Here is a 17,969-nt window from a genome sequence, read left to right on the forward strand (position 1 = left end):
CGCCCCATCATGGCGGGCGGGGCGTCAGCGGGAGCGCATCGGGACCCACGCCGTGGCGGTGAACGTCGGCGGGTCGGTCCGGCGTCGTACGTCGAGGTGGCCGCCGACCGCCTCGAGCCGGCGCCGCATCCCGTCGAGGCCCTGGCCACCGCCTGCGGTGGCGGTGGGGGCGGCGACGGTCGGCAGCGCGGACGGTGGCGGCGGCGGAGGAGGCGGGACGGCGATCGGCTGGGTCTCGGCGAGAGGGGGCGTCTCCTCGGGGATCGCGTTCCGCACCTCGATCCGCAGGTCGCCCTCCCAGTGCCGCTCGACCAGCACCGGCCGGTCGCGCCGGCCGTGCTTGATGGCGTTGGTCAGCATCTCCTGCAGCACCCGGAAGGCGACCACCCCCAGCTCGGGCGGCAGCGGCTGCGGCGTCCCCACCTCGGTGGTGACCACCTCGTGCCCACTGGCCCGGACCCCTTCGATGAGGCTGTCGAGGTCAGCGTTCCGGGTGACCGGTGCGGCCTGCCCCCGGCCGTTGCTCGCAGTCGACGACAGCACCTGGCGGACGTCGTCGAGGGAGGAGCGCGCGGAGGTGGCGATGTTGGCCATGGTGATCTTGAGGCCCCGGGTGTCGGCGTCCTCGAGGTACTGCGCCGACTCGGCCTGGGCGAGGATCACCGCGAGCGAGTGCCCCACCACGTCGTGGACGTCGCGCGCGAGCTGGGCCTGCTCCTCACGGAGCTGGGCGATCTCCTCGGCCTGGTCGCGCTGCGCCTCGGCGGCGACCTGGGAGCGGCGGGAGTCCTCGGAGCGGGCGGCGAAGCGGAGCGCGAGGCCCAGCAGCCAGGGGGTGGCGAGCAGCGCGATGCCGACGACGGAGCCGATGACCCGCCAGTCGAAGCGGCCGGTGCGGTAGGCGTCGGCCGCGATCCCGTCGATGCCGATGATCTGCAGCGCTTGGTAGAACTCGTAGGGGCTGAGCCACAGCACGGCCACGACGGCGGCGACCGGGACCGACAGCCCGCTCAGCCAGACCGTGGGCATCCGCCCCCAGCGGGCACACCCGAAGGCGACCACGGCGAGCAGCACCTCGGTCAGCATCGGCCGGGTGCCGGTGACCAGCTGGAACAGCGCCGTCATCCACGCCACGGCCAGCGCGAGGGCCGGCTGGGCGCGGGCCAGGCCCACCGCCAGGGCGACGCCCGCGGTGACGGCGACCGCGAGCCACGCGTTGTCGTAGGTGTAGCGGTTGACCTCGGCCATACCGATCACGAACGTGGCCGCGCCGCCGGCAGCGTCCGGCAGCCACCGGGTCACGCGGTTCATGCCGGGACCTCCGCCGCCGCGGACACCGCCCGCCGCCGGTCCGCCCAGCGCTGGACCGGCTGCTCGACGTACCGCCACGACAGGGCGGCCGCCACCAGCGTCAGCAGTGCCGCGGGGAGCGCGGGCAGCCACTGGGCGAGCGGGTAGTTCCAGAGGTAGGCCGCGTAGGACACGGTGCCCAGCGCGACCAGGACGCGCAGCGGCCCGGTCACGGTGGTCCACTGCCGCCAGGCGAGGATCAGGACACCGGTGAGCGCGGCGATGGCCGGACCTCCTGCCAGGTACGTGAGGGCATGTCCCCGCAAGGGAACCACACTCAGCACCGCCAGGACGGCGAGGGCCGCGGGCGCCGCCCAGGCCGGGACGGCGAGCCGGTCGCCGTGCAGCCGGACGGCGGCGCCGACGACGAAGCAGAGCGCCCAGCTGGTGGGCAGGGAGTAGGCGAGATCGGGGTCCTCGGCGAGCCAGGCGGTCGTGGCGAGGCAGGCCAGCACGGTCGCCGCGCCCGCGACGAGAAGCGCCCGGCGCCGGCCCAGGAGCAGGAGGGTGGCCGGCCAGAGCAGGTAGAACTGCTCCTCGGTGGCGAGCGTCCACAGGTGGAAGGTGGCGTCGCTGGCGTGGCCGAACGGGAGGTTGCCCGTCCAGGTCAGTGCCCAGAGCACGGTCCAGCCGAGCTCGTCGCGGTCGCCGAGGGGGTCGAGGAGGAGCGTTACGACCACCACGCCGGCGACCAGCACCACCAGCGGCGGCACCAGCCGGATCGCCCGGCGGGCGTAGAAGTCCCGCAGCCGCGGGCCCTTCTCCAGCACCCCGGTGATCAGGTAGCCCGACAGCGCGAAGAACATCACCACGCCCACGACGCCCGCGCCCGGCGCGATGTCGGGCACCGCGTGGCGCAGGATCACCAGCCCGACCGCGATCCCGCGGAGCAGGTCGAGCCCGTCGATCCTCACCGGTGCGCGCCGCGGACGAGCTCGTCGAGAAGGTCCGGGTAGGGCAGGCCGGCCGCCGCGAACATCCGCGGCGCCTGCGAGTGCTCCGTCATCCCCGGCACCGTGTTGACCTCGTTGAGGACGGGGCCTGCGTCGGTGAGGAAGAAGTCGATCCGGGCCACGCCGGCGCAGCCCAGCGCCTCGTACGCCGTGACGGCGGCGTCCTCGAGCGCCTTGGCGTCCGCCTCCTCGACGGCGGCGGGGATCCGGAAGTCGGCGTGGCCGCCGTACTTGGCGTCGTAGTCGAAGAGGCCGTCGACGACGATCTCCAGCGCGGGCGGGACGAGCAGGCTGCCGTCGGGACGGCGCAGCACGGCGACGTCGATCTCGCGGCCGGTGACGACGTCCTCGACCAGGACCCGGTCGTCGAGCGCGAACGCCGCGTCGAGCGCGGGCCGCAGCGCCGCGGGGCGGTCGACGAGCGTGACGCCCTGGCTCGAGCCGGCGGCGACGGGCTTGACCACGACGGGGTGCGACCACGCGAGGTGCGCGGCGGTGGCGCGGGTGACGAGCCGTCCGGGCGCGGTGGCGAGGCCGACGGCCTGGGCGACGAGCTTGGTCGCCCACTTGTCCATGGCGAGCGCGCCGGGGCGGATGCCGGAGCCGACATAGGGGAGTCCGGCCAGCTCGCACAGCGCGGCCAGGGCGCCGTCCTCGCCGCGGGGTCCGTGCACGACGGGGAAGACGACGTCGCAGCCGCGCAGCACCTGCGCCGCGCCGCTGAGCCCGATCGGGCGCTGCCCGCGGTCGTGCCAGGTGCCGTCGCGGCCGATGGTCAGCGGGACCACCTCGTAGTGCTCGGGGTCGAGCGCCGCCGCGACCGACGCCGCGGAGGCGAGGGAGACGTCGTGCTCGCAGTTCTGCCCCCCGCCGATGACGGCGACCCGGGTGCGGGTTTTCAGGTCGGTCCTCATGCCAGGCTCCTCAGGTGCGGCACCGCGACCGTGCGGCGGGCCACCCGCGCGCCCAGCCCGGTGACGATCTCGTGCTCGATGGTGCCGGCCCATCCGGCCCACTCGGCGACGGTCGGCTCGCCGGCCGTGCCGGGACCGAACACGGTCACCGGCTCCCCCGCCTCCGCGCCGCAGCTGCCGAGGTCGACGACGAGCTGGTCCATCGAGATCCGGCCGACGACGGGACGCCGGGTGCCGCGGACCAGCACCTCGGCGCGGTCCGACGCGACCCGGGGCAGGCCGTCGGCGTAGCCCAGCGGCACCAGCCCCAGGTACGTCGACCCGCCGGTGCGGTGCGCGTGGCCGTAGCCGACGCTCGTCCCGCCGCGCACCCGTCGTATTTGGACGAGGGGGGCGGTGAGCGTCATCGCGGGGGCCAGGGACGTCGTCCGGGACGGGTCGATGCCGACCAGGCCGGCACCGATCCGGCTCATCGTGTGGTGGGTCCGCGGGTCGGTGAGGGTCGCCGCGGTGGCGGCGAGGTGGCGCTGGCGCGGGCGGAGGCCGGCGCCGCGGGCGACCTCGACGGCCCACGCGAAGCGGTTGCGGCCCAAGGAGTTGCAGGCATCGGCCGGGTCGTCGGCGCAGCCCAGGTGGCCCATCACGCCGACCACCTCGACCGCGCCGCACAGCTCGGCCCGCCGCGCGACCCGGCACAGCTCGGGCCAGGCCGCGGGCTCGGCGCCGTCGCGGGCCATGCCGGCGTCGACGTGGAGGTGGATCCGGGTTCGCCCGGGCGCGGCGACGACCGCGCCCAGGTGGGCCGCGCTCGGGACCGCGACCTCGACGTCCTGCGCCGTCGCGGCTGCGAAGTCGGCATCCACCGGGTTGAGCCAGCTCAGCACCGGCGCGACCAGGCCTGCCTCGCGCAGCGGCCACGCCTCGGCCAGGCTCGTCACGCCGAGCCGGGTGGCGCCGTGCGCGAGCGCCGTCCGGGCGACGTCGAGGGCGCCGTGGCCGAAGCCGTCGGCCTTCACCACGGCCATCAGCTCGCCGTGCGTGCGCGCCGCGAGGAGGGCGGTGTTGCGGGCGACCGCGGTGAGGTCGACGCTCAGCTGCGGTCCGGCCACCACGGCCGGTCCGCTCGTCCGGGGCTGCACGGCGACGCCGCTCATGCCGCCACCGCCGCGGACAGCGGCCCGTAGAGCGCGTGCGGAGCACCGGTCGTCAGCGCCCAGTAGCGGTCGCCGTGGCTCCAGTGCCACCACTCCGTCGGGTAGTTGACCAGACCCTGGTCCCCCAGCACCGCGGCGAGCAGGTCCCGGTGCGCCCGCGCGTCGGGCCCGATCCCGGCCGCGGCGAACCAGCAGCGGCCGTCGCTCTGCTCGGGGGTCGCGTCGATCGGCGTACCGAGGTCGAGCTCGTCGCCGAGGACGTCGACCAGGGTCAGGTCCACCGCGGCCCCGGCCACGTGCGGCGCGACCTCGACCGGCGCTACGAACCGGCTGCTCAGCCGGGCCAGCTCCGCGGCGTCGATCCCGGGGTGCAGCGCGCGCAGCTCGCCGTCGTACCGGGCGATGATCGCGCGCTGCTGCTCGACGGGCCGGAAGCCCTCCACCACCCGCAGCCGGACGCCGGCCGGCAGCTGCCGGTCCGCCGCGATCAGCCGCTCGGCGAGGCCGGCGCGCACCAGCGCGCCCGCCGGGGACAGCTCGCGCGGGAGCCGGACCAGCGGCTCCCCGCTCTCGGCCACGGGGACCGCGCACACACGGGGATCGGACAGGAGGATCGTCATGCCGTCCACGCTAGGAAGCGGGGAGGGGTCACCACCTCCGCCTGAGGTGCCGCGGGACGGTCCTCAGGTGCCGCACAGGTCAGTCCTCGGAATCCCTTGACGTTCGAACACATGTTCGAATAGGCTGCGCGCATGACCACCTCCACCGCGCTCGACCAGGCCACCGTCGTGGCCGAGGCCGCGAGCGCGCTGGCGGGTCTCGACCACGACCAGCTCGCGCCGGACGAGGCCGTGCTGGTCGCCGCCGAGATCGCCCGGGCCAAGGCCCTGCTCGACGCCGCCCTCCTCGAGGTGACCGCGCGGCTCGAGGAGACGGCCGCCGTCCAGGACCAGGGCTGGGCCACGACCAAGGACTTCCTCACCCACACCCTCGGCGGCCACAAGGGCAGCGGCGGAGGCCTGGTCCGCGCGACGAAGCAGCTGCGCGAGCTGCCCGACGTGCGCGCCGCGCTCCGCGCCGGCGAGGTCTCCCTCGCCCAGGCGCGCACCGTCGCCACCGAGGTCGGCACGCTGCCCCACGACCCTGAGCTGCGCGCGACCGTCGCCGGCCGCCTGCTCGACCTGGTCCGCACCCAGGGACATGACGCGAGCGACCTGCGGGCGGCCTTCCCCGACGTCGTCCGCGAGGTCGACCCGGAGCGCAGCGCGATCACGCTCGACCTCGCTCGGTCCAAGAACGAGCGCGGCGCCCACCACGCACGCTTCCTCTCCTTCGCCCCCGACCACCTCGGGGGCATGAGGATCCGCGGCTACTGCACGACCGAGGACGCCGAGCGGGTCCTGACCGTCCTGCTCCCGCTGTCCGCGCCGGTCACGACCGAGCCCGAGGCCTGCGGTGGACGCCGCATCCGTCCCGACGACCCGCTGGTCGACGCCGCGGGTCTGCCGTCCCGCCGCACCTGCCCGACTCCCGGCTGCAACCACGACGGTCGCGACCCGCGTGACCACGGGGTCCGCCTGTGGGACGCCCTGGTCGATGCGTGCCACCGGCTGTCGGCCGCCGATCTCCTTCCTCACGATCACGGCGCTCGGCCCCGGGTCGTCGTGACCATCGACCACGCGTTCCTGCGTCACGAGGTCGTCGCCGCCGGACATGCGCCCGCCGGCGATCTCGCCTCCGGGCGCCACCTCTCTGCCGCGGCGGTCCGGCGCCTCGCCTGCGACGCCGAGATCATCCCCGCCGTGCTCGGCTCCGCCAGCCGGGTGCTCGACCTCGGTCGGTCCCAGCGACTCGTCACTCCGGCGCTGTGGCAGGCGCTGGTGCTGCGTGACCGGCACTGCTCCTTCCCGGGGTGCCGTCGGCTGCCCCTCGCCTGCGACGCCCACCACGTCGTCCACTGGGCCGACGGTGGCCGGACCAGCCTCGACAACATGGCTCTGCTCTGCCGGCACCATCACCTGCTCACCCACGAGTCGCCGTGGACGGTGACCATCGACACCGCCACCGGACGGCCCACCTGGACGGGGCCGCCCCGGGTCGGACCGCAGGGGCGGGTCACCGTCGTACCCGCCCGGGCTGGACCGGGGCGGTCACCGCTCGTGGCGTGAGTGGGGGCGTCGCTGCGGCGGCTCGGCCCGGCCCGGACCCGGTCAGTCGCCGGTCGGGCAGGTCCCGATGGCCAGTGGCACCTTCGCCACGTCCCCCAGCGCATCGGAGGCCCGGGACCGGCCGAGGTTCCACTCGAGCCAGTCGTCGTCTGACCGGGTCCAGCCCGACAGCGCGCACGCTCGCTCGGTGGCCGGCAGGTCGGAGAGGACCGGGACGGCGTCGTCCGAGAGGCCGCCGAGGTAGGACCAGTCGACCCGGCCGGTCTCGTGGTAGCGGTCGAGGTTGTGCCGGGCGATCCACGCGTCGGGGTTGACCGCGGCGAGGCCGAGCAGGCCAACCGTCCCGCTGATGAGCGCGAACCGGGGCAGCCAGCCGGCCCTGAGCACGACTCCGGCGGCGATCACGGCGAGGACGAGCAGACCGAGCCAGGCCTCGAAGACGTCGACCAGCAGCCGGAGCCGGGTGAACCCGTAGGCCTCCTGGTAGACGTCCATCCGGTACATCGCGGAGGCGACCACGACGAGCGTCTCGACGCAGAGCGCGCCCAGGGCCACGCGCAACCAGAGCCGGTCGGACGGCGTCTCGCGAGGCGCCTTGCGGGCGGCGACGGCGATCACCAGCAGGGTCAGCGCGGTGGCGACGGTGAGCTGGGCGAAGCCCTGGTGGACGTACTCGGCATACGTGAGGCCGGTGGTGCGGCGCAGGTAGGCGTGGCCGCCGAAGACGACGGTGGCCTGAGCCACCAGGAAGACGGCGAACATGCCGACCACGACCAGCACGGGGGCCAGCCACTCGTAGCGGCGGGCGACCGGGCGGCTGCCGCCACCGACGCCGGCGCCGGCGCTCTCGCGCTCGATCCGCGGTGGGTTGAGGGCGAGGTAGGCCGCTGCGAGGACGGTCCCGCCGACCGCGATCGTCACGAAGCCGCGCAGGACGACGTTCTCGGCGCTGAGGTCGGGCACCACGGCGCCGAACCACTCGGCGACCAGCGCGTCGGCCGAGGCGAAGAGCGCCCCGAAGACGACGAGCCCGAGCGCCGACCAGACGACCGTTCGGACCAGCGCCGCGCCGTGACCGAGACCGGGCAGTGCGCCGAGGGTCCGGCCCAGCCATGGCAGCCCGCGCAGTCCGGCGCCGGGCCACATCAGGCCGGCGAGCAGGAAGCCGCCGAGGCTCCGCCCGCGCGTGACGCCGCAGACGCAGACCCCGGCGCCGGTGAGCAGGCAGAGCACGACGATCCACTCCGCGTCCCGGACGACGGCCGTGCCGGCGAGCAGCACGCACAGCGCGGCGCAGGTCAGCGTGAACGGGTCCCGGCGCTGCGGGCTCGCGGCGAGCACGACGGCACCCGCAGCCAGCAGGACGAGGAAGGTGCCGATGCCGAGGGCGCGCTCCGGCAGGACGAGGCCGCCGAGGAGGCCCGCGCCGAGGGCCCCCGCGAGCAGGCCGACCCGGGCCGGGACGCCGCGCTCGGGCCAGAAGGCGCCCAGCAGGTCGTCGGTCACGGGCACCGGGGCGACGGAGGCCGCCGGCCGGGACCCCGCCGCCGGCGGCGGGGGCGGGGACGGGGGCGTGGGCGGGAGCGTGGGTGCGGACACGGGAACCTCCAGAGGTCGGGGTGCGGGAGCAAGGGGGAGGTCGACGCGGACCCGGGCACCGGTGGTCCCGGGGACGGGGTCGACGAAGCCGATGGAGCCGCCGTGCAGGTCGGTCACCCAGCGGGCGATGGCGAGGCCGAGACCGGTCCCCCCGGTGCCGGCGGACGCGGCGAGGGTGCCGAAGGGCTCGAACACCCGCTCCCGGTCCTCGGCCGGGACGCCGGGCCCGGTGTCGCGGACCTCGAGCAGGTAGCGCTCGCCCTGCGCCCGGGCGGTGACGACGACGGACCCGCCGGCCGGGCTGTGCCGGGACGCGTTGTCGAGCAGGTTGGCGACGAGCTGGTGCAGCCGGGCCGGGTCGGCGGTGACCACGAGGTCCGCAGGGACCACGTGGACGTCGTACTCCACGCCGCGGCCGAGCGCCTCCGCCTCCCCGACGGCATCCGCCAGCAGGACGGCGAGCGGGACCGGCCGGGCCGCGAGCGGGGCGCGACCGGCGTCCACCCGGGCGAGGTCGAGGAGGTCCTCCACGAGGCCGCTCATCCGCTCGGCCTGGGCCAGTGCGGTGCCGAGCGCGTCGAGGTCGCGCGGGCCGACGCCGTCGACCACGTTCTCGAGGACGGCGCGCAGCCCGGCGAGCGGGGTCCGCAGCTCGTGGCTGACGTTGGCGACGAGGTCGCGGCGCTGCTTGTCGACGCCGGCCAGGTCGCGGGCCATCGTGTTGAACGCGCGGGCCAGCTCCCCGACCTCGTCACGCGAGGTGTCGGTGACGCGGACGTCGTAGTCGCCGGTCGCCATCCGCCGCGCCGCCGCGGTCATCTCGCGCAGCGGCGAGGTCATCCCGACGGCGAGCAGCTGAGTGAGGGCGAGCGCGAGCCCCACGGTGACCGGGATGCTCAGCCAGGCCGGGACGCCGCCCGCGCTCCCGATCACGCCGACGGCGGCGGCCAGCGTGGCACTGGCGGCGACGAGGAGGCCGAGCTTGACCTTGATCGAGCGGACGCCGACGAGCGGCTGGGCGCTCACGGCCGGTCGCCGCCGATCTCCAGCGCGTACCCGACCCCGTGCGCGGTGCGGACCAGGTCCGCGCCCACCTTGGCACGCAGCCCCTTCACATGGCTGTCGACCGTGCGGGTGCCGGTCGCGCCGTCCCAGCCCCAGACCTCGGCGAGCAGCTTCTCCCGGGTCACCACGGCGCCCGGGGTCGCGGCGAGGCAGAGCAGGAGGTCGAACTCGGTGGGCGTGAGGCGCACCTCGTCGTCCCCGCGCCACAGCCGCCGCGCGGGGGCGTCGACCCGGAGGTCGCCCAGCTCGAGCGCTCGTCGCCCCGCGAGCTCGGCGGCCCGGTCCACCCGCCGCAGCAGGGCGGCCACCCGGGCGACCAGCTCACGCATCCGGAACGGCTTGGTCAGGTAGTCGTCCGCCCCCACCCCCAGCCCGACGAGCACGTCGGCCTCGTCGGCGCGGGCGGTGAGCATGAGCACGGGCACCGGGCGCTCGGCCTGGATCCGCCGGCAGACCTCGTGACCGTCGTACCCGGGCAGCATCACGTCGAGCAGCACCAGGTCGGGCGCGTGCTCGGCATGGGCGGCGACGGCGCCCGGCCCGTCCCAGGCGCGCAGGACGGCGTACCCCTCGGCGTCGAGGCGGTCGGCCAGCGCCTGGTTGATGACCGGGTCGTCCTCGACGACGAGGACCGTCCGACGGCGCGCGCTCTCCATGCTCCGAGGCTACGAGTGCGCGCGGCCGGGATGCGGGGACGACGTGTGCAGGTTCTGTGCAGATCGCCGGCCGCGCCACCGGCTCAGCAGCTCGGCGGCTCAGCGACTCAGCGACTCAGCGGTAGGTCACCCGCCGGACCAGAACCTCGAACGGCCCGCGCCGCCCGCGCCGGGCCAACCCGTCGGCGAGCAGCACGGACCCGGCCCAGACCGCTGTCGCCAGCAGCGCCGTCGTCGCCACGGTGAGCCGGCCCGAGAGGTCGAGCAGGAACGGCGTGAACAAGATCGCCCACGCCACCGACTGCAGCAGGTAGCAGGTCATCGAGCGCTGCCCCGCCGCCGCGAGCGCACCGACCACCCGGCCCTGCGGCCGGCCCCGCGCCTCGAGCCGCTGGGCCACGAGCGTGACCAGCGCGGCATAGCCGAGGCCGCCCAGCACCCCGGTGGCGTCGTGCAGCGGCCCGATCAGGTCGAGCACGTCGGCGTCCGGCACTCCGGTGACGCCGGCCAGGACCAGCGCCACCGGCTGCGCCCCCAGCACCGCCACGGGTACGCCGACCGCCGCGATCGCGACCAGCGCCCGCCGGGTCTCGGCCGGCCGCTCGAGCAGCCGCCGTCGTCCGGCCCACAGCCCGAGCAGCGCCGGGCACGCGAACCCGAGCGGACCCAGCAGCGCCACGATCGCGAGGCCGACGGGCCGGTCGGTGAGCAGCGTGGCGAGGTCCGGCGGCAGCATCGACGGATCCGGCCGGTCGGTGCTCACCGACGACGAGCCCTCCGAAGGCAGCGCGTTGAGCACGAAGAACAGCGCCGCCGTCACGAGCAGCCACCGGTCGGGCCAGAACACGACCCAGGCGCCCACGAGCAGCAGCGCGCCGTACATAGCGAGGATGTCGCCCACGTAGAAGAACAGCCCGTCGATGAGCCCGACCCCGACCAGCACTGCGGCTCGGCGCCACAGCAGGTGCCGCACCTCCCGCCGCGGCCGGTCCCCCTGGCGGCGGACGATGTGCGCGACGCCGTACCCGAAGAGGAAGCCGAACATCGGGAACGCCCGGCCGTCCACGAAGGTCGAGATCGCCCACGTCACCGCGTGGTCGACCGCGGAGCCCGCGACGGGGAACCCGCCGCGGACCTCCGCGCCGGCACCGAGGAAGTAGTGCGTGTTGGCCAGCGCGATGAACAGCAGCATCCAGCCCCGCGCCAGGTCCGGCCCGAGCGCCCGCGCGGACAGCGCGATCGGCCCGCCGGTGCCGGACGTGGTGGTCACCGGCTCAGTCAACCCTGTTCAGCGCTGGGAGTACGAGCGTCCCGCTTGCGGCGTGCCGAGCAGCTCGCTCACCGTGACCAGGTGGTAGCCCTTGCGCCGCAGCAGCTTGATCACCCGGGGCACCGCGTCGACCGACGTGCGGTGGATGTCGTGCATCAGGATGATCCGCCCCGGCCGGGCGCCGCTGCGGACCTTCGCCAGGATCGGCCGCACCGCGCGGTTCTTCCAGTCGAGCGTGTCGACGCTCCACAGCACCTGGGCGAGCCCCAGGCTGCGCGCGATCCGCAGGACCCGGGCGTCGCTGGCGCCGTACGGCGGCCGGAACAGGGTGGGCTTGTGCCCGGTGACCTGCTCGACCAGGAGCTGGCTGCGGACCAGCTCGCCGCGGATCTTGCGCGGGCGCAGCGTGGTGAGCTGCCGGTGGTCCCAGGTGTGGATGCCGATCTCGTGGCCCTGCCGGGCGACCCGGGCGAGCGTCTCGGGGTAGGTCTGCACCTGCTGGCCGAGGACGAAGAACGTCGCCGGGGCGTCCGCGCGGCGCAGTACCCGCAGCAGCCGGTTGGTGTCGGAGACCGGACCGTCGTCGAAGGTCAGCGCCACGCACTTCACCTTGCGGCAGTTCACCGGCGGGCGCCCCTTGCCGGGAGCACCGGAGGTACCGGAGGTACCGGGGGTGCCGGTAGTGCCCGGCGGCGTGGGCGGGGTCGGCGTCGTGGCGGTGGCCGGCGGGGCGCTCGGCAGGTCCTCGCCGACCGGCTTCTGGCCGACGGCGGCGGCCCGCGCACGCTTGCCGTACGGCGAGAGCAGCGCCTCGGTCGCCGCGTCGTCGAGGACGACCGCGACCACGCCGCTGCTGCCGGGCGCGACGTCGTACTGGGCGAACCGGACGCGCAGCCGGCCGTCGTCGGTGAAGTCGACGTCCGGCGCCCCCTGCCGCAGGCTCGACGACACGAGCGCCGGGTCGACGTCGGGGTCCGCGACGGCCGCGAGCACGGCGGCCTCGAGCGGAGCGGTCCCCCGGACCAGCCCGGCGTTGGCGCGCAGCCGGCCGGAGGTGCGGTCGTACCACCAGGTGCGGCCGGCGGTCTCGCCGTTGGCACCGGCGAACAGGTAGCTCTCGAGCCGGACGCCGACCACCTTGTCGTCGTCCGCGACCAGGCGCCAGGCGATGTTGAGCTCGGGCGCGGCCGTGCCACCGTGCGTGTCGCCGTACTCGGCGGCGAACTCGTCGACCGTCGTCTTCACGTAGCGGTCGAGCGTCTTGCTCAGCCGCTGCGCGTCCCGCACGTGCGGCCAGCTCGCGTGGAAGCGCGGATCGTTCGAGCTCAGCGAGCGCGTCTCCACCTCCGGTTCCGCGTGCCGGTCGCGGGGCGCGGGACGAGCCGCGTCGGCATTGCACGCGGCGAGCGCCGCGACGCAGACGAGCAGCCAGGGGACGAGCAGGCCGGCGTACCGGCGACGGGGGGTGGAGTGACGCACACCCGTGAGACGCTCCAGGTGCGCCGGAGGTTGCCGCGATCTCACGTGCCCGACGCCACACCCGCAGCGCGCACCCGTTCGAGCTGCTCCGGCTCGGTGTACGTCTCGATCTCGACGATCCGCCCCGCCACCACGGTGAACGCCATGACGCTGAACAGCTCGCCGTGCAGCGTGATGACCACACCGGCCTGGCCGTTGACGAGGACCGGGTGGGTGACCCGGTCCGGGTGGGCGAACATCAGGGCGTTGCTCGCGATCCGCTCGGCACCGCGGTAGAGCGCGCCCGAGTCCGAGCGCAGGACGACGTCCGGCGCAAGGACGCCGACCAGCCGGGCGAGATCGCCGTCCCGGGCGGCGGCGAAGAAGGCATCGACGACCTCCCGCTGGCGGCGCGGGTCGTCCGGGTCGGCCGCCGCGGAGCCGCGGACCCGGCGGCGGGCCCGGCTCGCGAGCTGCCGGGTGGCGGCGGGGGTGCGCTCGACGACCGGCGCGATCTCCTCGAAGGGGACGCCGAACAGGTCGTGGAGGACGAACGCGATCCGCTCGGCGGGCCCCAGCTGGTCGAGGACGACGAGCAGCGCCAGGCCGACCGAGTCGGCGAGCAGCGCCTGCTGCTCCGGCTGGTCGAGCCGGTCGGACAGCGGGAGGTCGTCGTCCACGCGGGTGATCACCGGGTCCGGCAGCCGCTCGGCGCGCTCCTCCAGGGAGTCCTCGCGCCGGGTGGCACGCGAGCGGAGCGTGTTGAGCGCGATCCGCCCGACCACCGTCGTCAGCCAGCCGCCCAGGTTGTCGATCTCGGCGGCGTCGCTGCGGTGCAGCCGCAGCCACGCCTCCTGGACGGCGTCCTCGGCCTCGGCCACCGAGCCGAGCACCCGGTAGGCGACCGTGTGCAGGTGGCGGCGGTGCTGCTCGAAGGCCTCGGCCAGGGTGACGTCGTCGTTCACGGGGTTCCTCTCGTCGCGGGGTCACCTCCCTGACCCGCGCGGGAGCGCCAGTGTGACAGCGCCCGCCGCGAGAGATTCTTCGGGCGATCCGGTCACATCCGGGGACCCCCGCGGGTCAGGGACGTCGACAAGCCAGCACGACGCCCATGGCGACCACGACACCCCAGGAGCACGCGATGACCACCGTCCAGCCCCGCATGACCAACCCCGCCCAGGTCCTCCCCGACGCCTTCAAGGGCATCGGCAGCCTGCTGACCGCCGTCGCCAAGGGCGGCGTCCCGACCGCCACGCTCGAGCTGGTCGCCCTGCGCGCCAGCCAGCTCAACGGCTGCAGCGCCTGCGTCCAGGGCCACCTCGAGGCGCTCCAGGGCGCCGGCGAGTCCGTGGACCGCATCGTCGGCGTCGCGACGTGGGGCGAGTCGCCGTACTACGACGAGGCGGAGCGCGCCGCGCTCGCCCTGACCGACGCGCTCACCCGCCTCGCCGACCGCCACGACCCGGTCCCGGACGAGCTGTGGCGCGAGGTGACGAAGCACTACGACGAGAAGCAGGTCTCCGCGCTGATCCTGCAGATCGCGACGCTCAACCTGTTCAACCGGATCAACGTCACCGTCCGCGAGCGGGCCGACCAGCCGAGCTGGAAGCAGGGCTGAGCTCAGGCGCCGGACCACTCCGGGCGCAGCACGCTGTAGAGGTAGAGGTCCCGGTAGGCACCGTCGCGCCACTGCGAGCCGCGCGCGGTGCCCTCACGGGTGAAGCCGGCCTTCTCGAGCGAGCGCTGCTCGGCGTGGTTCGCGACGTCGGTCGCGGCCTCGACCCGGTGCACCGCGGTGTGCCGGAAGAAGAGGTCGACCAGCGCGACCTGGGCCGCGGTGCCGGCGCCGCGGCCCCGGGCCTCCGGGCGCAGCCAGATGCCGATCATCGGGTTGCGGGAGTCCGGCATCGGTCCCCACTGCTGCCAGATCCAGGTGACGTCGCCGAGCAGCACCCCCGCCCCGTCCCGGACGGCGAGCGCCCCCGGCTCGCGCAGCACGGCCGGCGGGGGACCCGATCGCGCCGGTCGCGGCCCGAAGTCGTCGAAGGGCGACTGCCCGCCGCCGAGGTGCGGCAGGTCGGCCTCGGTCACGGGATCCAGCCGGATGTCCATGCCGACGATCGTGGCACGGGGCCGGATCAGCAGTCGCCGACGACCTGGCCGACGACCTTGCGCAGGGCCCGGCGCAGCACCTGCTGCTCCTCGTCGTCGAGGACGTCGATGACGAGCTTGCGCACCTGGGCGACGTGGCCGGGCGCGGCAGCGACCAGGACGTCGTACCCGGCGGGCGTGAGGATCGCGTGGGTGAACCGGCCGTCGCTGGGATCGGGCTCGCGGCGGACCAGGCCGCGCTTCTCCAGGCGCCTCATCAGGTGGGAGAGGCGGGAGAGCTCGGAGCCGGCGAGCAGGGCCAGCCGGCTCATCCGCATGGTGTGCTCGGGCTGGTCGGAGAGGCCGGCCAGGACGTAGTACTCGAGGAAGCTGAGCTCCGCGTCGGCCTGGAGCTGGCTGCCCAGCGCACCGGGCAGGGTGCTCAGCGCGAGGTGCAGGATCTGCCAGGTCTCCAGCTCGTCGGGAGTCAGCCAGTGCGGCTCGTCGGGCATGGTCGCAGTCTAGGTGACTTGAATGTTCAAGCCAATCCGGTCTAGGGTTCCCATGAACATTCAAGTCATCTCAAGGAGCACCTCGTGAATGTCGTCGTCTGGGTCGTCACCGGCCTCCTCGCCGCCCTCTTCCTCATGGCCGGGTCGATGAAGCTGGCCAAGTCCAAGGGGCAGATCCTCGAAGACCCCCGGATGGGCTGGGCCGAGGCCTACTCGCCCGCGATGATCAAGGTCATCGGCGGCGCCGAGGTCCTCGGGGCGCTCGGGCTGGTCCTGCCCGGCGTGCTCGAGATCGCCACCTGGCTGGTCCCCGCCGCCGCCATCGGCCTGGCCGTGATCATGGTGGGCGCGGTGCTCACCCACCTGCGCCGTGGCGAGATGCAGAGCGTCGTGATGAACGTCGTCCTGCTCGCGCTCGCCGTCTTCGTCGCCGTCGAGCGGATCGGCCCGCAGGCCTTCTGAGCCACCGGGCCGGGCTCAGCGCCGGCTCTTGATCGACTTCATGGTCAGTCGCGAGTCGACGCGGCTGATCGCCGGGTCGCCCATGAGCCGGGTGCTGAGCCACTGCTCGTAGGACTCCAGGTCGCGGGTGCGCACCCGGATGAAGTAGTCGGGCAGGCCGAACATCCGGCGGAACTCGACGACCTCGTCCATCGCCGCGGTGCGCTCCTCGAAGGCCTCCACGGTGACCCGGTCCTTGGCCACGATCTCGGCGTGGATGATCACCTCGAAGCCGCGGCCCAGCGCCGCGTGGTCGACGGTGGCGGTGTAGCCGGTGATGATCCCCTCGGCCTCGAGCCGGCGGACCCGGCGCAGGCAGGGGGCCGGGGTGAGGCCGACCCGGTCGGCCAGCTCCTGGTTGCTCAGGCGCCCCTCGCGCTCGAGGAGCTCGATGATGGCGCGATCCAGCGAATCCACGAAAGCATCTTGCGCCATCAGTGCAGGTGCGAGCAATCTTCGCAATCAAAGTGCGCGGCAATTCGCCTAGCGTCGACGTCATGACCCAGCACCTCCGGACGGCGGCCCGCGACGCCGGCGGCGTGTGGGCCGGACTCTTCGCGCTGGGCATCGGCTTCGGCGTCCTGGTCACCGAGCACGGCCTGCCCTGGTGGCTGGCGCCGATCATCTCGGGGGTGGTGTTCGCCGGCTCCGCGGAGTTCGTGCTCGTCGGTCTCGTCGCCGTCGCCGCACCCGTCGCCACGGTCGCGCTGACCACCTTCCTGGTCAACAGCCGGCACCTGTTCTACGGCCTCTCCTTCCCGCTGCACCGGGTCGAGGGTCGCGCGGCCAAGGCGTACAGCGTCTTCGCACTGTGCGACGAGGCGTTCGCGATCCTCACCGCGCGCGGTGCGCGCGAGCTCAACGCGGGCCGGGCCGTGGCCACCCAGCTCGGCATGCACCTGTCGTGGGTGAGCGGCGCGGCCGTCGGCGCCCTGGCCGGGTCCGCCTTCCTGCACGGCCTGCAGGGCGTGGACTTCGTGCTCACCGCGCTGTTCGTCGTCCTCGCCCTGGACGCCTACCGCGACTGCCCCGACCGCCTCGCCCTCGGTACGGCGCTCGGTGCCGCCGTGCTCGCCTGGGCGATCGCGCCCGGCTCGATGCTCCTGGTCGCGCTGAGCGGCTACACCGCCGTGCTCGTGGTCCGGCACTGGTACGCGCCGCGGTCGGTGGAGCATGCCTGAGCCCGGGTACGTCGTCGGCGCGCTCGCCGCCGCGGTCGCGGTCACGGTCGCCCTGCGCGCGCTCCCCTTCGTCGCGAGGGCCGCGGTCAAGGACTCCCCACTCCTCGCCGACCTGGGCCGCTGGATGCCGCTGGGCGCGGTCACCGTGCTCGCCGTCTACGGCCTCACGAGGCTCGACCTGCACGGCGCCGACCGCGGCGCCGGCCCCCTGCTCGGTCTCGTGGTGACCGTCGTCGTCCACCTGTGGCGGCGCAGCCTGCTGCTGAGCATCGTCGCCGGGACGGTGGTCTGCGTGGCAGTCAGCTCCCTGGCCTGAGCGCCGCGAGCCCGTCGAGCGCCCGCTCGAGGGCGAACGACCATGCCGCGGCGGGATCCGCGACATCGCCCATCGCCGCACCGGCCGCCGCCCCCACGCGCTGCGCGAGGGCGAAGTCGTCCCCCAGGTACGCCGACAGCCGGGCGCTCCACTCCGGCCAGTGCGCGGCGAGCTCGCCGGCGCGCGGGTCGGGTCGCGTCGCCCGGGCGGCGGAGCGGACGAGGTCGAGCACGAACGTCAGCGCCGCGTCGCAGGTGACGTCGTCCAGCCCGAGCGGGGCGAAGGCGGCGAGCTCGTGGTCGTACTTGGCGATCGTGCCCGGCCCGAGCGCGGTGCGCTGGTCGGTGACGTCGAGCAGCCACGGGTGCCGGGCGAGCAGCACGTGGTTGGCCTCGGCCACCCGCCGGACCCGGGTCCGCCACCCCGCCCGCCCGTACGACGGGAGCGCCATCCGCGCGTGCGCCGTGTCGGCCATCAGCACCAGCAGGTCGTCGCGGCTGTTGACGTGCGTGTAGACCGACATCGCCGACAGGCCCAGCTCGGCCGCGAGCGTGCGCACCGAGACCGCGGCCAGGCCGTCCGCGTCCGCGTCGGCGAGCGCGATCGCCGCGTCGACCACCTCGGAGGCGCTGACCCGCGCCTTCGGCCCGCGTCGCCCGGACGGCGGCGCGTCAGGGTGGTCGCGCCACAGCAGGTCGACGATCTCGCGCGGCATCGGAATCTCCTCCGGTTCTCGGGAACCCGAGCGCCATCGTAGGCGTTCTCACTCCGTACGCCGCAC

The 17,969-nt window shown here is 74.7% G+C and carries 19 protein-coding genes; 5 read left to right on the forward strand and 14 right to left on the reverse strand.

Annotation, left to right across the window (positions count from 1 at the left end):
• Positions 1 to 24: 24 nt before the first annotated feature.
• Genes BM223_RS17615 through BM223_RS17635 form a run of 5 tightly spaced genes read right to left on the reverse strand, consistent with a single transcriptional unit; the run spans position 25 to position 4,991 of the window.
• Positions 25 to 1,311, reverse strand: a complete 1,287-nt coding sequence (locus BM223_RS17615; protein ID WP_038682836.1) for a sensor histidine kinase — start codon at positions 1,309 to 1,311, stop codon at positions 25 to 27.
• Positions 1,308 to 2,264, reverse strand: coding sequence for an acyltransferase family protein (locus tag BM223_RS17620; protein ID WP_038682838.1), 957 nt, complete (start codon positions 2,262 to 2,264; stop codon positions 1,308 to 1,310). Before BM223_RS17620 ends, BM223_RS17615 begins: the two co-directional genes overlap by 4 nt.
• Positions 2,261 to 3,217 (reverse strand): D-alanine--D-alanine ligase family protein, encoded by a 957-nt coding sequence (locus BM223_RS17625; protein WP_038682840.1) that lies wholly within the window; start codon positions 3,215 to 3,217, stop codon positions 2,261 to 2,263. The genes BM223_RS17620 and BM223_RS17625 overlap by 4 nt, the downstream gene beginning before the upstream one ends.
• Positions 3,214 to 4,371 carry an alanine racemase gene (gene alr / locus BM223_RS17630; RefSeq protein ID WP_038682842.1) on the reverse strand — a complete coding sequence of 386 codons (1,158 nt, stop codon included), beginning with the start codon at positions 4,369 to 4,371 and terminating at the stop codon, positions 3,214 to 3,216. Before alr ends, BM223_RS17625 begins: the two co-directional genes overlap by 4 nt.
• On the reverse strand, positions 4,368 to 4,991 hold the full coding sequence (locus BM223_RS17635; RefSeq protein ID WP_038685655.1) for a M15 family metallopeptidase: 624 nt from the start codon (positions 4,989 to 4,991) through the stop codon (positions 4,368 to 4,370). The genes alr and BM223_RS17635 overlap by 4 nt, the downstream gene beginning before the upstream one ends.
• A 132-nt stretch (positions 4,992 to 5,123) precedes the next feature.
• Between BM223_RS17635 and BM223_RS17640 the strand changes: the two genes are divergently transcribed.
• Positions 5,124 to 6,539 carry an HNH endonuclease signature motif containing protein gene (locus BM223_RS17640; RefSeq protein ID WP_052139175.1) on the forward strand — a complete coding sequence of 472 codons (1,416 nt, stop codon included), beginning with the start codon at positions 5,124 to 5,126 and terminating at the stop codon, positions 6,537 to 6,539.
• A 42-nt stretch (positions 6,540 to 6,581) separates the two neighbouring features.
• Here BM223_RS17640 and BM223_RS17645 read toward each other — a convergent pair whose 3' ends face one another.
• The 5 genes from BM223_RS17645 to BM223_RS17665 all read right to left on the reverse strand — a co-directional run bounded on the left by BM223_RS17645 (position 6,582) and on the right by BM223_RS17665 (position 13,552).
• The gene (locus tag BM223_RS17645) at positions 6,582 to 9,164 is read right to left on the reverse strand and encodes a DUF4153 domain-containing protein (protein ID WP_038682844.1); all 2,583 of its coding nucleotides are present in this window, start codon (positions 9,162 to 9,164) and stop codon (positions 6,582 to 6,584) included.
• On the reverse strand, positions 9,161 to 9,859 hold the full coding sequence (locus BM223_RS17650; RefSeq protein ID WP_038682845.1) for a response regulator transcription factor: 699 nt from the start codon (positions 9,857 to 9,859) through the stop codon (positions 9,161 to 9,163). The genes BM223_RS17645 and BM223_RS17650 overlap by 4 nt, the downstream gene beginning before the upstream one ends.
• Before the next feature lie 115 nt (positions 9,860 to 9,974).
• Positions 9,975 to 11,129 carry a DUF418 domain-containing protein gene (locus BM223_RS17655; protein ID WP_038682847.1) on the reverse strand — a complete coding sequence of 385 codons (1,155 nt, stop codon included), beginning with the start codon at positions 11,127 to 11,129 and terminating at the stop codon, positions 9,975 to 9,977.
• An 18-nt stretch (positions 11,130 to 11,147) separates the two neighbouring features.
• Positions 11,148 to 12,608 (reverse strand): polysaccharide deacetylase family protein, encoded by a 1,461-nt coding sequence (locus tag BM223_RS17660; protein WP_052139176.1) that lies wholly within the window; start codon positions 12,606 to 12,608, stop codon positions 11,148 to 11,150.
• A gap of 41 nt (positions 12,609 to 12,649) precedes the next feature.
• Complete coding sequence (locus BM223_RS17665) at positions 12,650 to 13,552, reverse strand: sigma-70 family RNA polymerase sigma factor (protein ID WP_038682849.1); 903 nt, start codon at positions 13,550 to 13,552, stop codon at positions 12,650 to 12,652.
• 176 nt (positions 13,553 to 13,728) lie between these two features.
• Here BM223_RS17665 and BM223_RS17670 point away from each other — a divergent pair, with 176 nt between their 5' ends.
• Positions 13,729 to 14,205: a carboxymuconolactone decarboxylase family protein gene (locus BM223_RS17670; RefSeq protein ID WP_038682852.1), complete on the forward strand. Its 477-nt coding sequence runs from the start codon at positions 13,729 to 13,731 to the stop codon at positions 14,203 to 14,205.
• Between the two features lie 2 nt (positions 14,206 to 14,207).
• On the opposite strand, the gene BM223_RS17675 is transcribed toward BM223_RS17670, so the two are convergent.
• Both BM223_RS17675 and BM223_RS17680 read right to left on the reverse strand, forming a co-directional pair.
• On the reverse strand, positions 14,208 to 14,699 hold the full coding sequence (locus tag BM223_RS17675) for a GNAT family N-acetyltransferase (RefSeq protein ID WP_038682854.1): 492 nt from the start codon (positions 14,697 to 14,699) through the stop codon (positions 14,208 to 14,210).
• Positions 14,700 to 14,725: 26 nt separating this feature from the next.
• Positions 14,726 to 15,190, reverse strand: coding sequence for a MarR family winged helix-turn-helix transcriptional regulator (locus tag BM223_RS17680; RefSeq protein ID WP_038682856.1), 465 nt, complete (start codon positions 15,188 to 15,190; stop codon positions 14,726 to 14,728).
• 84 nt (positions 15,191 to 15,274) lie between these two features.
• Here BM223_RS17680 and BM223_RS17685 point away from each other — a divergent pair, with 84 nt between their 5' ends.
• Positions 15,275 to 15,652, forward strand: coding sequence for a DoxX family protein (locus tag BM223_RS17685; protein WP_038682857.1), 378 nt, complete (start codon positions 15,275 to 15,277; stop codon positions 15,650 to 15,652).
• A 15-nt stretch (positions 15,653 to 15,667) separates the two neighbouring features.
• On the opposite strand, the gene BM223_RS17690 is transcribed toward BM223_RS17685, so the two are convergent.
• The gene (locus BM223_RS17690; protein ID WP_038682859.1) at positions 15,668 to 16,108 is read right to left on the reverse strand and encodes an Lrp/AsnC family transcriptional regulator; all 441 of its coding nucleotides are present in this window, start codon (positions 16,106 to 16,108) and stop codon (positions 15,668 to 15,670) included.
• 80 nt (positions 16,109 to 16,188) lie between these two features.
• Between BM223_RS17690 and BM223_RS17695 the strand changes: the two genes are divergently transcribed.
• The gene (locus BM223_RS17695; RefSeq protein ID WP_038682861.1) at positions 16,189 to 16,872 is read left to right on the forward strand and encodes an AzlC family ABC transporter permease; all 684 of its coding nucleotides are present in this window, start codon (positions 16,189 to 16,191) and stop codon (positions 16,870 to 16,872) included.
• Positions 16,865 to 17,188: an AzlD domain-containing protein gene (locus tag BM223_RS17700; protein WP_038682863.1), complete on the forward strand. Its 324-nt coding sequence runs from the start codon at positions 16,865 to 16,867 to the stop codon at positions 17,186 to 17,188. The genes BM223_RS17695 and BM223_RS17700 overlap by 8 nt, the downstream gene beginning before the upstream one ends.
• Here BM223_RS17700 and BM223_RS17705 read toward each other — a convergent pair.
• Entirely contained in the window at positions 17,172 to 17,903 is a 732-nt protein-coding gene (locus BM223_RS17705; RefSeq protein ID WP_038682865.1) for a TetR/AcrR family transcriptional regulator C-terminal domain-containing protein, read from the reverse strand. The two genes, BM223_RS17700 and BM223_RS17705, sit on opposite strands and share 17 nt — an antisense overlap.
• Between the last annotated feature and the right edge of the window lie 66 nt (positions 17,904 to 17,969).

It is taken from the genome of Pimelobacter simplex (assembly GCF_900114845.1).
Lineage (GTDB): Bacteria > Actinomycetota > Actinomycetes > Propionibacteriales > Nocardioidaceae > Nocardioides > Nocardioides simplex.

Excerpts from the sequence above, each read along its gene's own strand:
- BM223_RS17615 (WP_038682836.1), bottom strand. The coding sequence starts at position 1,311 with ATGAACCGCGTGACCCGGTGGCTGCCGGACGCTGCCGGCGGCGCGGCC.
- BM223_RS17625 (WP_038682840.1), bottom strand. The coding sequence starts at position 3,217 with ATGAGGACCGACCTGAAAACCCGCACCCGGGTCGCCGTCATCGGCGGG.
- alr (WP_038682842.1), bottom strand. The coding sequence starts at position 4,371 with ATGAGCGGCGTCGCCGTGCAGCCCCGGACGAGCGGACCGGCCGTGGTG.
- BM223_RS17635 (WP_038685655.1), bottom strand. The coding sequence starts at position 4,991 with ATGACGATCCTCCTGTCCGATCCCCGTGTGTGCGCGGTCCCCGTGGCC.
- BM223_RS17640 (WP_052139175.1), top strand. The coding sequence starts at position 5,124 with ATGACCACCTCCACCGCGCTCGACCAGGCCACCGTCGTGGCCGAGGCC.
- BM223_RS17650 (WP_038682845.1), bottom strand. The coding sequence starts at position 9,859 with ATGGAGAGCGCGCGCCGTCGGACGGTCCTCGTCGTCGAGGACGACCCG.
- BM223_RS17670 (WP_038682852.1), top strand. The coding sequence starts at position 13,729 with ATGACCACCGTCCAGCCCCGCATGACCAACCCCGCCCAGGTCCTCCCC.
- BM223_RS17675 (WP_038682854.1), bottom strand. The coding sequence starts at position 14,699 with ATGGACATCCGGCTGGATCCCGTGACCGAGGCCGACCTGCCGCACCTC.
- BM223_RS17680 (WP_038682856.1), bottom strand. The coding sequence starts at position 15,190 with ATGCCCGACGAGCCGCACTGGCTGACTCCCGACGAGCTGGAGACCTGG.
- BM223_RS17695 (WP_038682861.1), top strand. The coding sequence starts at position 16,189 with ATGACCCAGCACCTCCGGACGGCGGCCCGCGACGCCGGCGGCGTGTGG.
- BM223_RS17700 (WP_038682863.1), top strand. The coding sequence starts at position 16,865 with ATGCCTGAGCCCGGGTACGTCGTCGGCGCGCTCGCCGCCGCGGTCGCG.
- BM223_RS17705 (WP_038682865.1), bottom strand. The coding sequence starts at position 17,903 with ATGCCGCGCGAGATCGTCGACCTGCTGTGGCGCGACCACCCTGACGCG.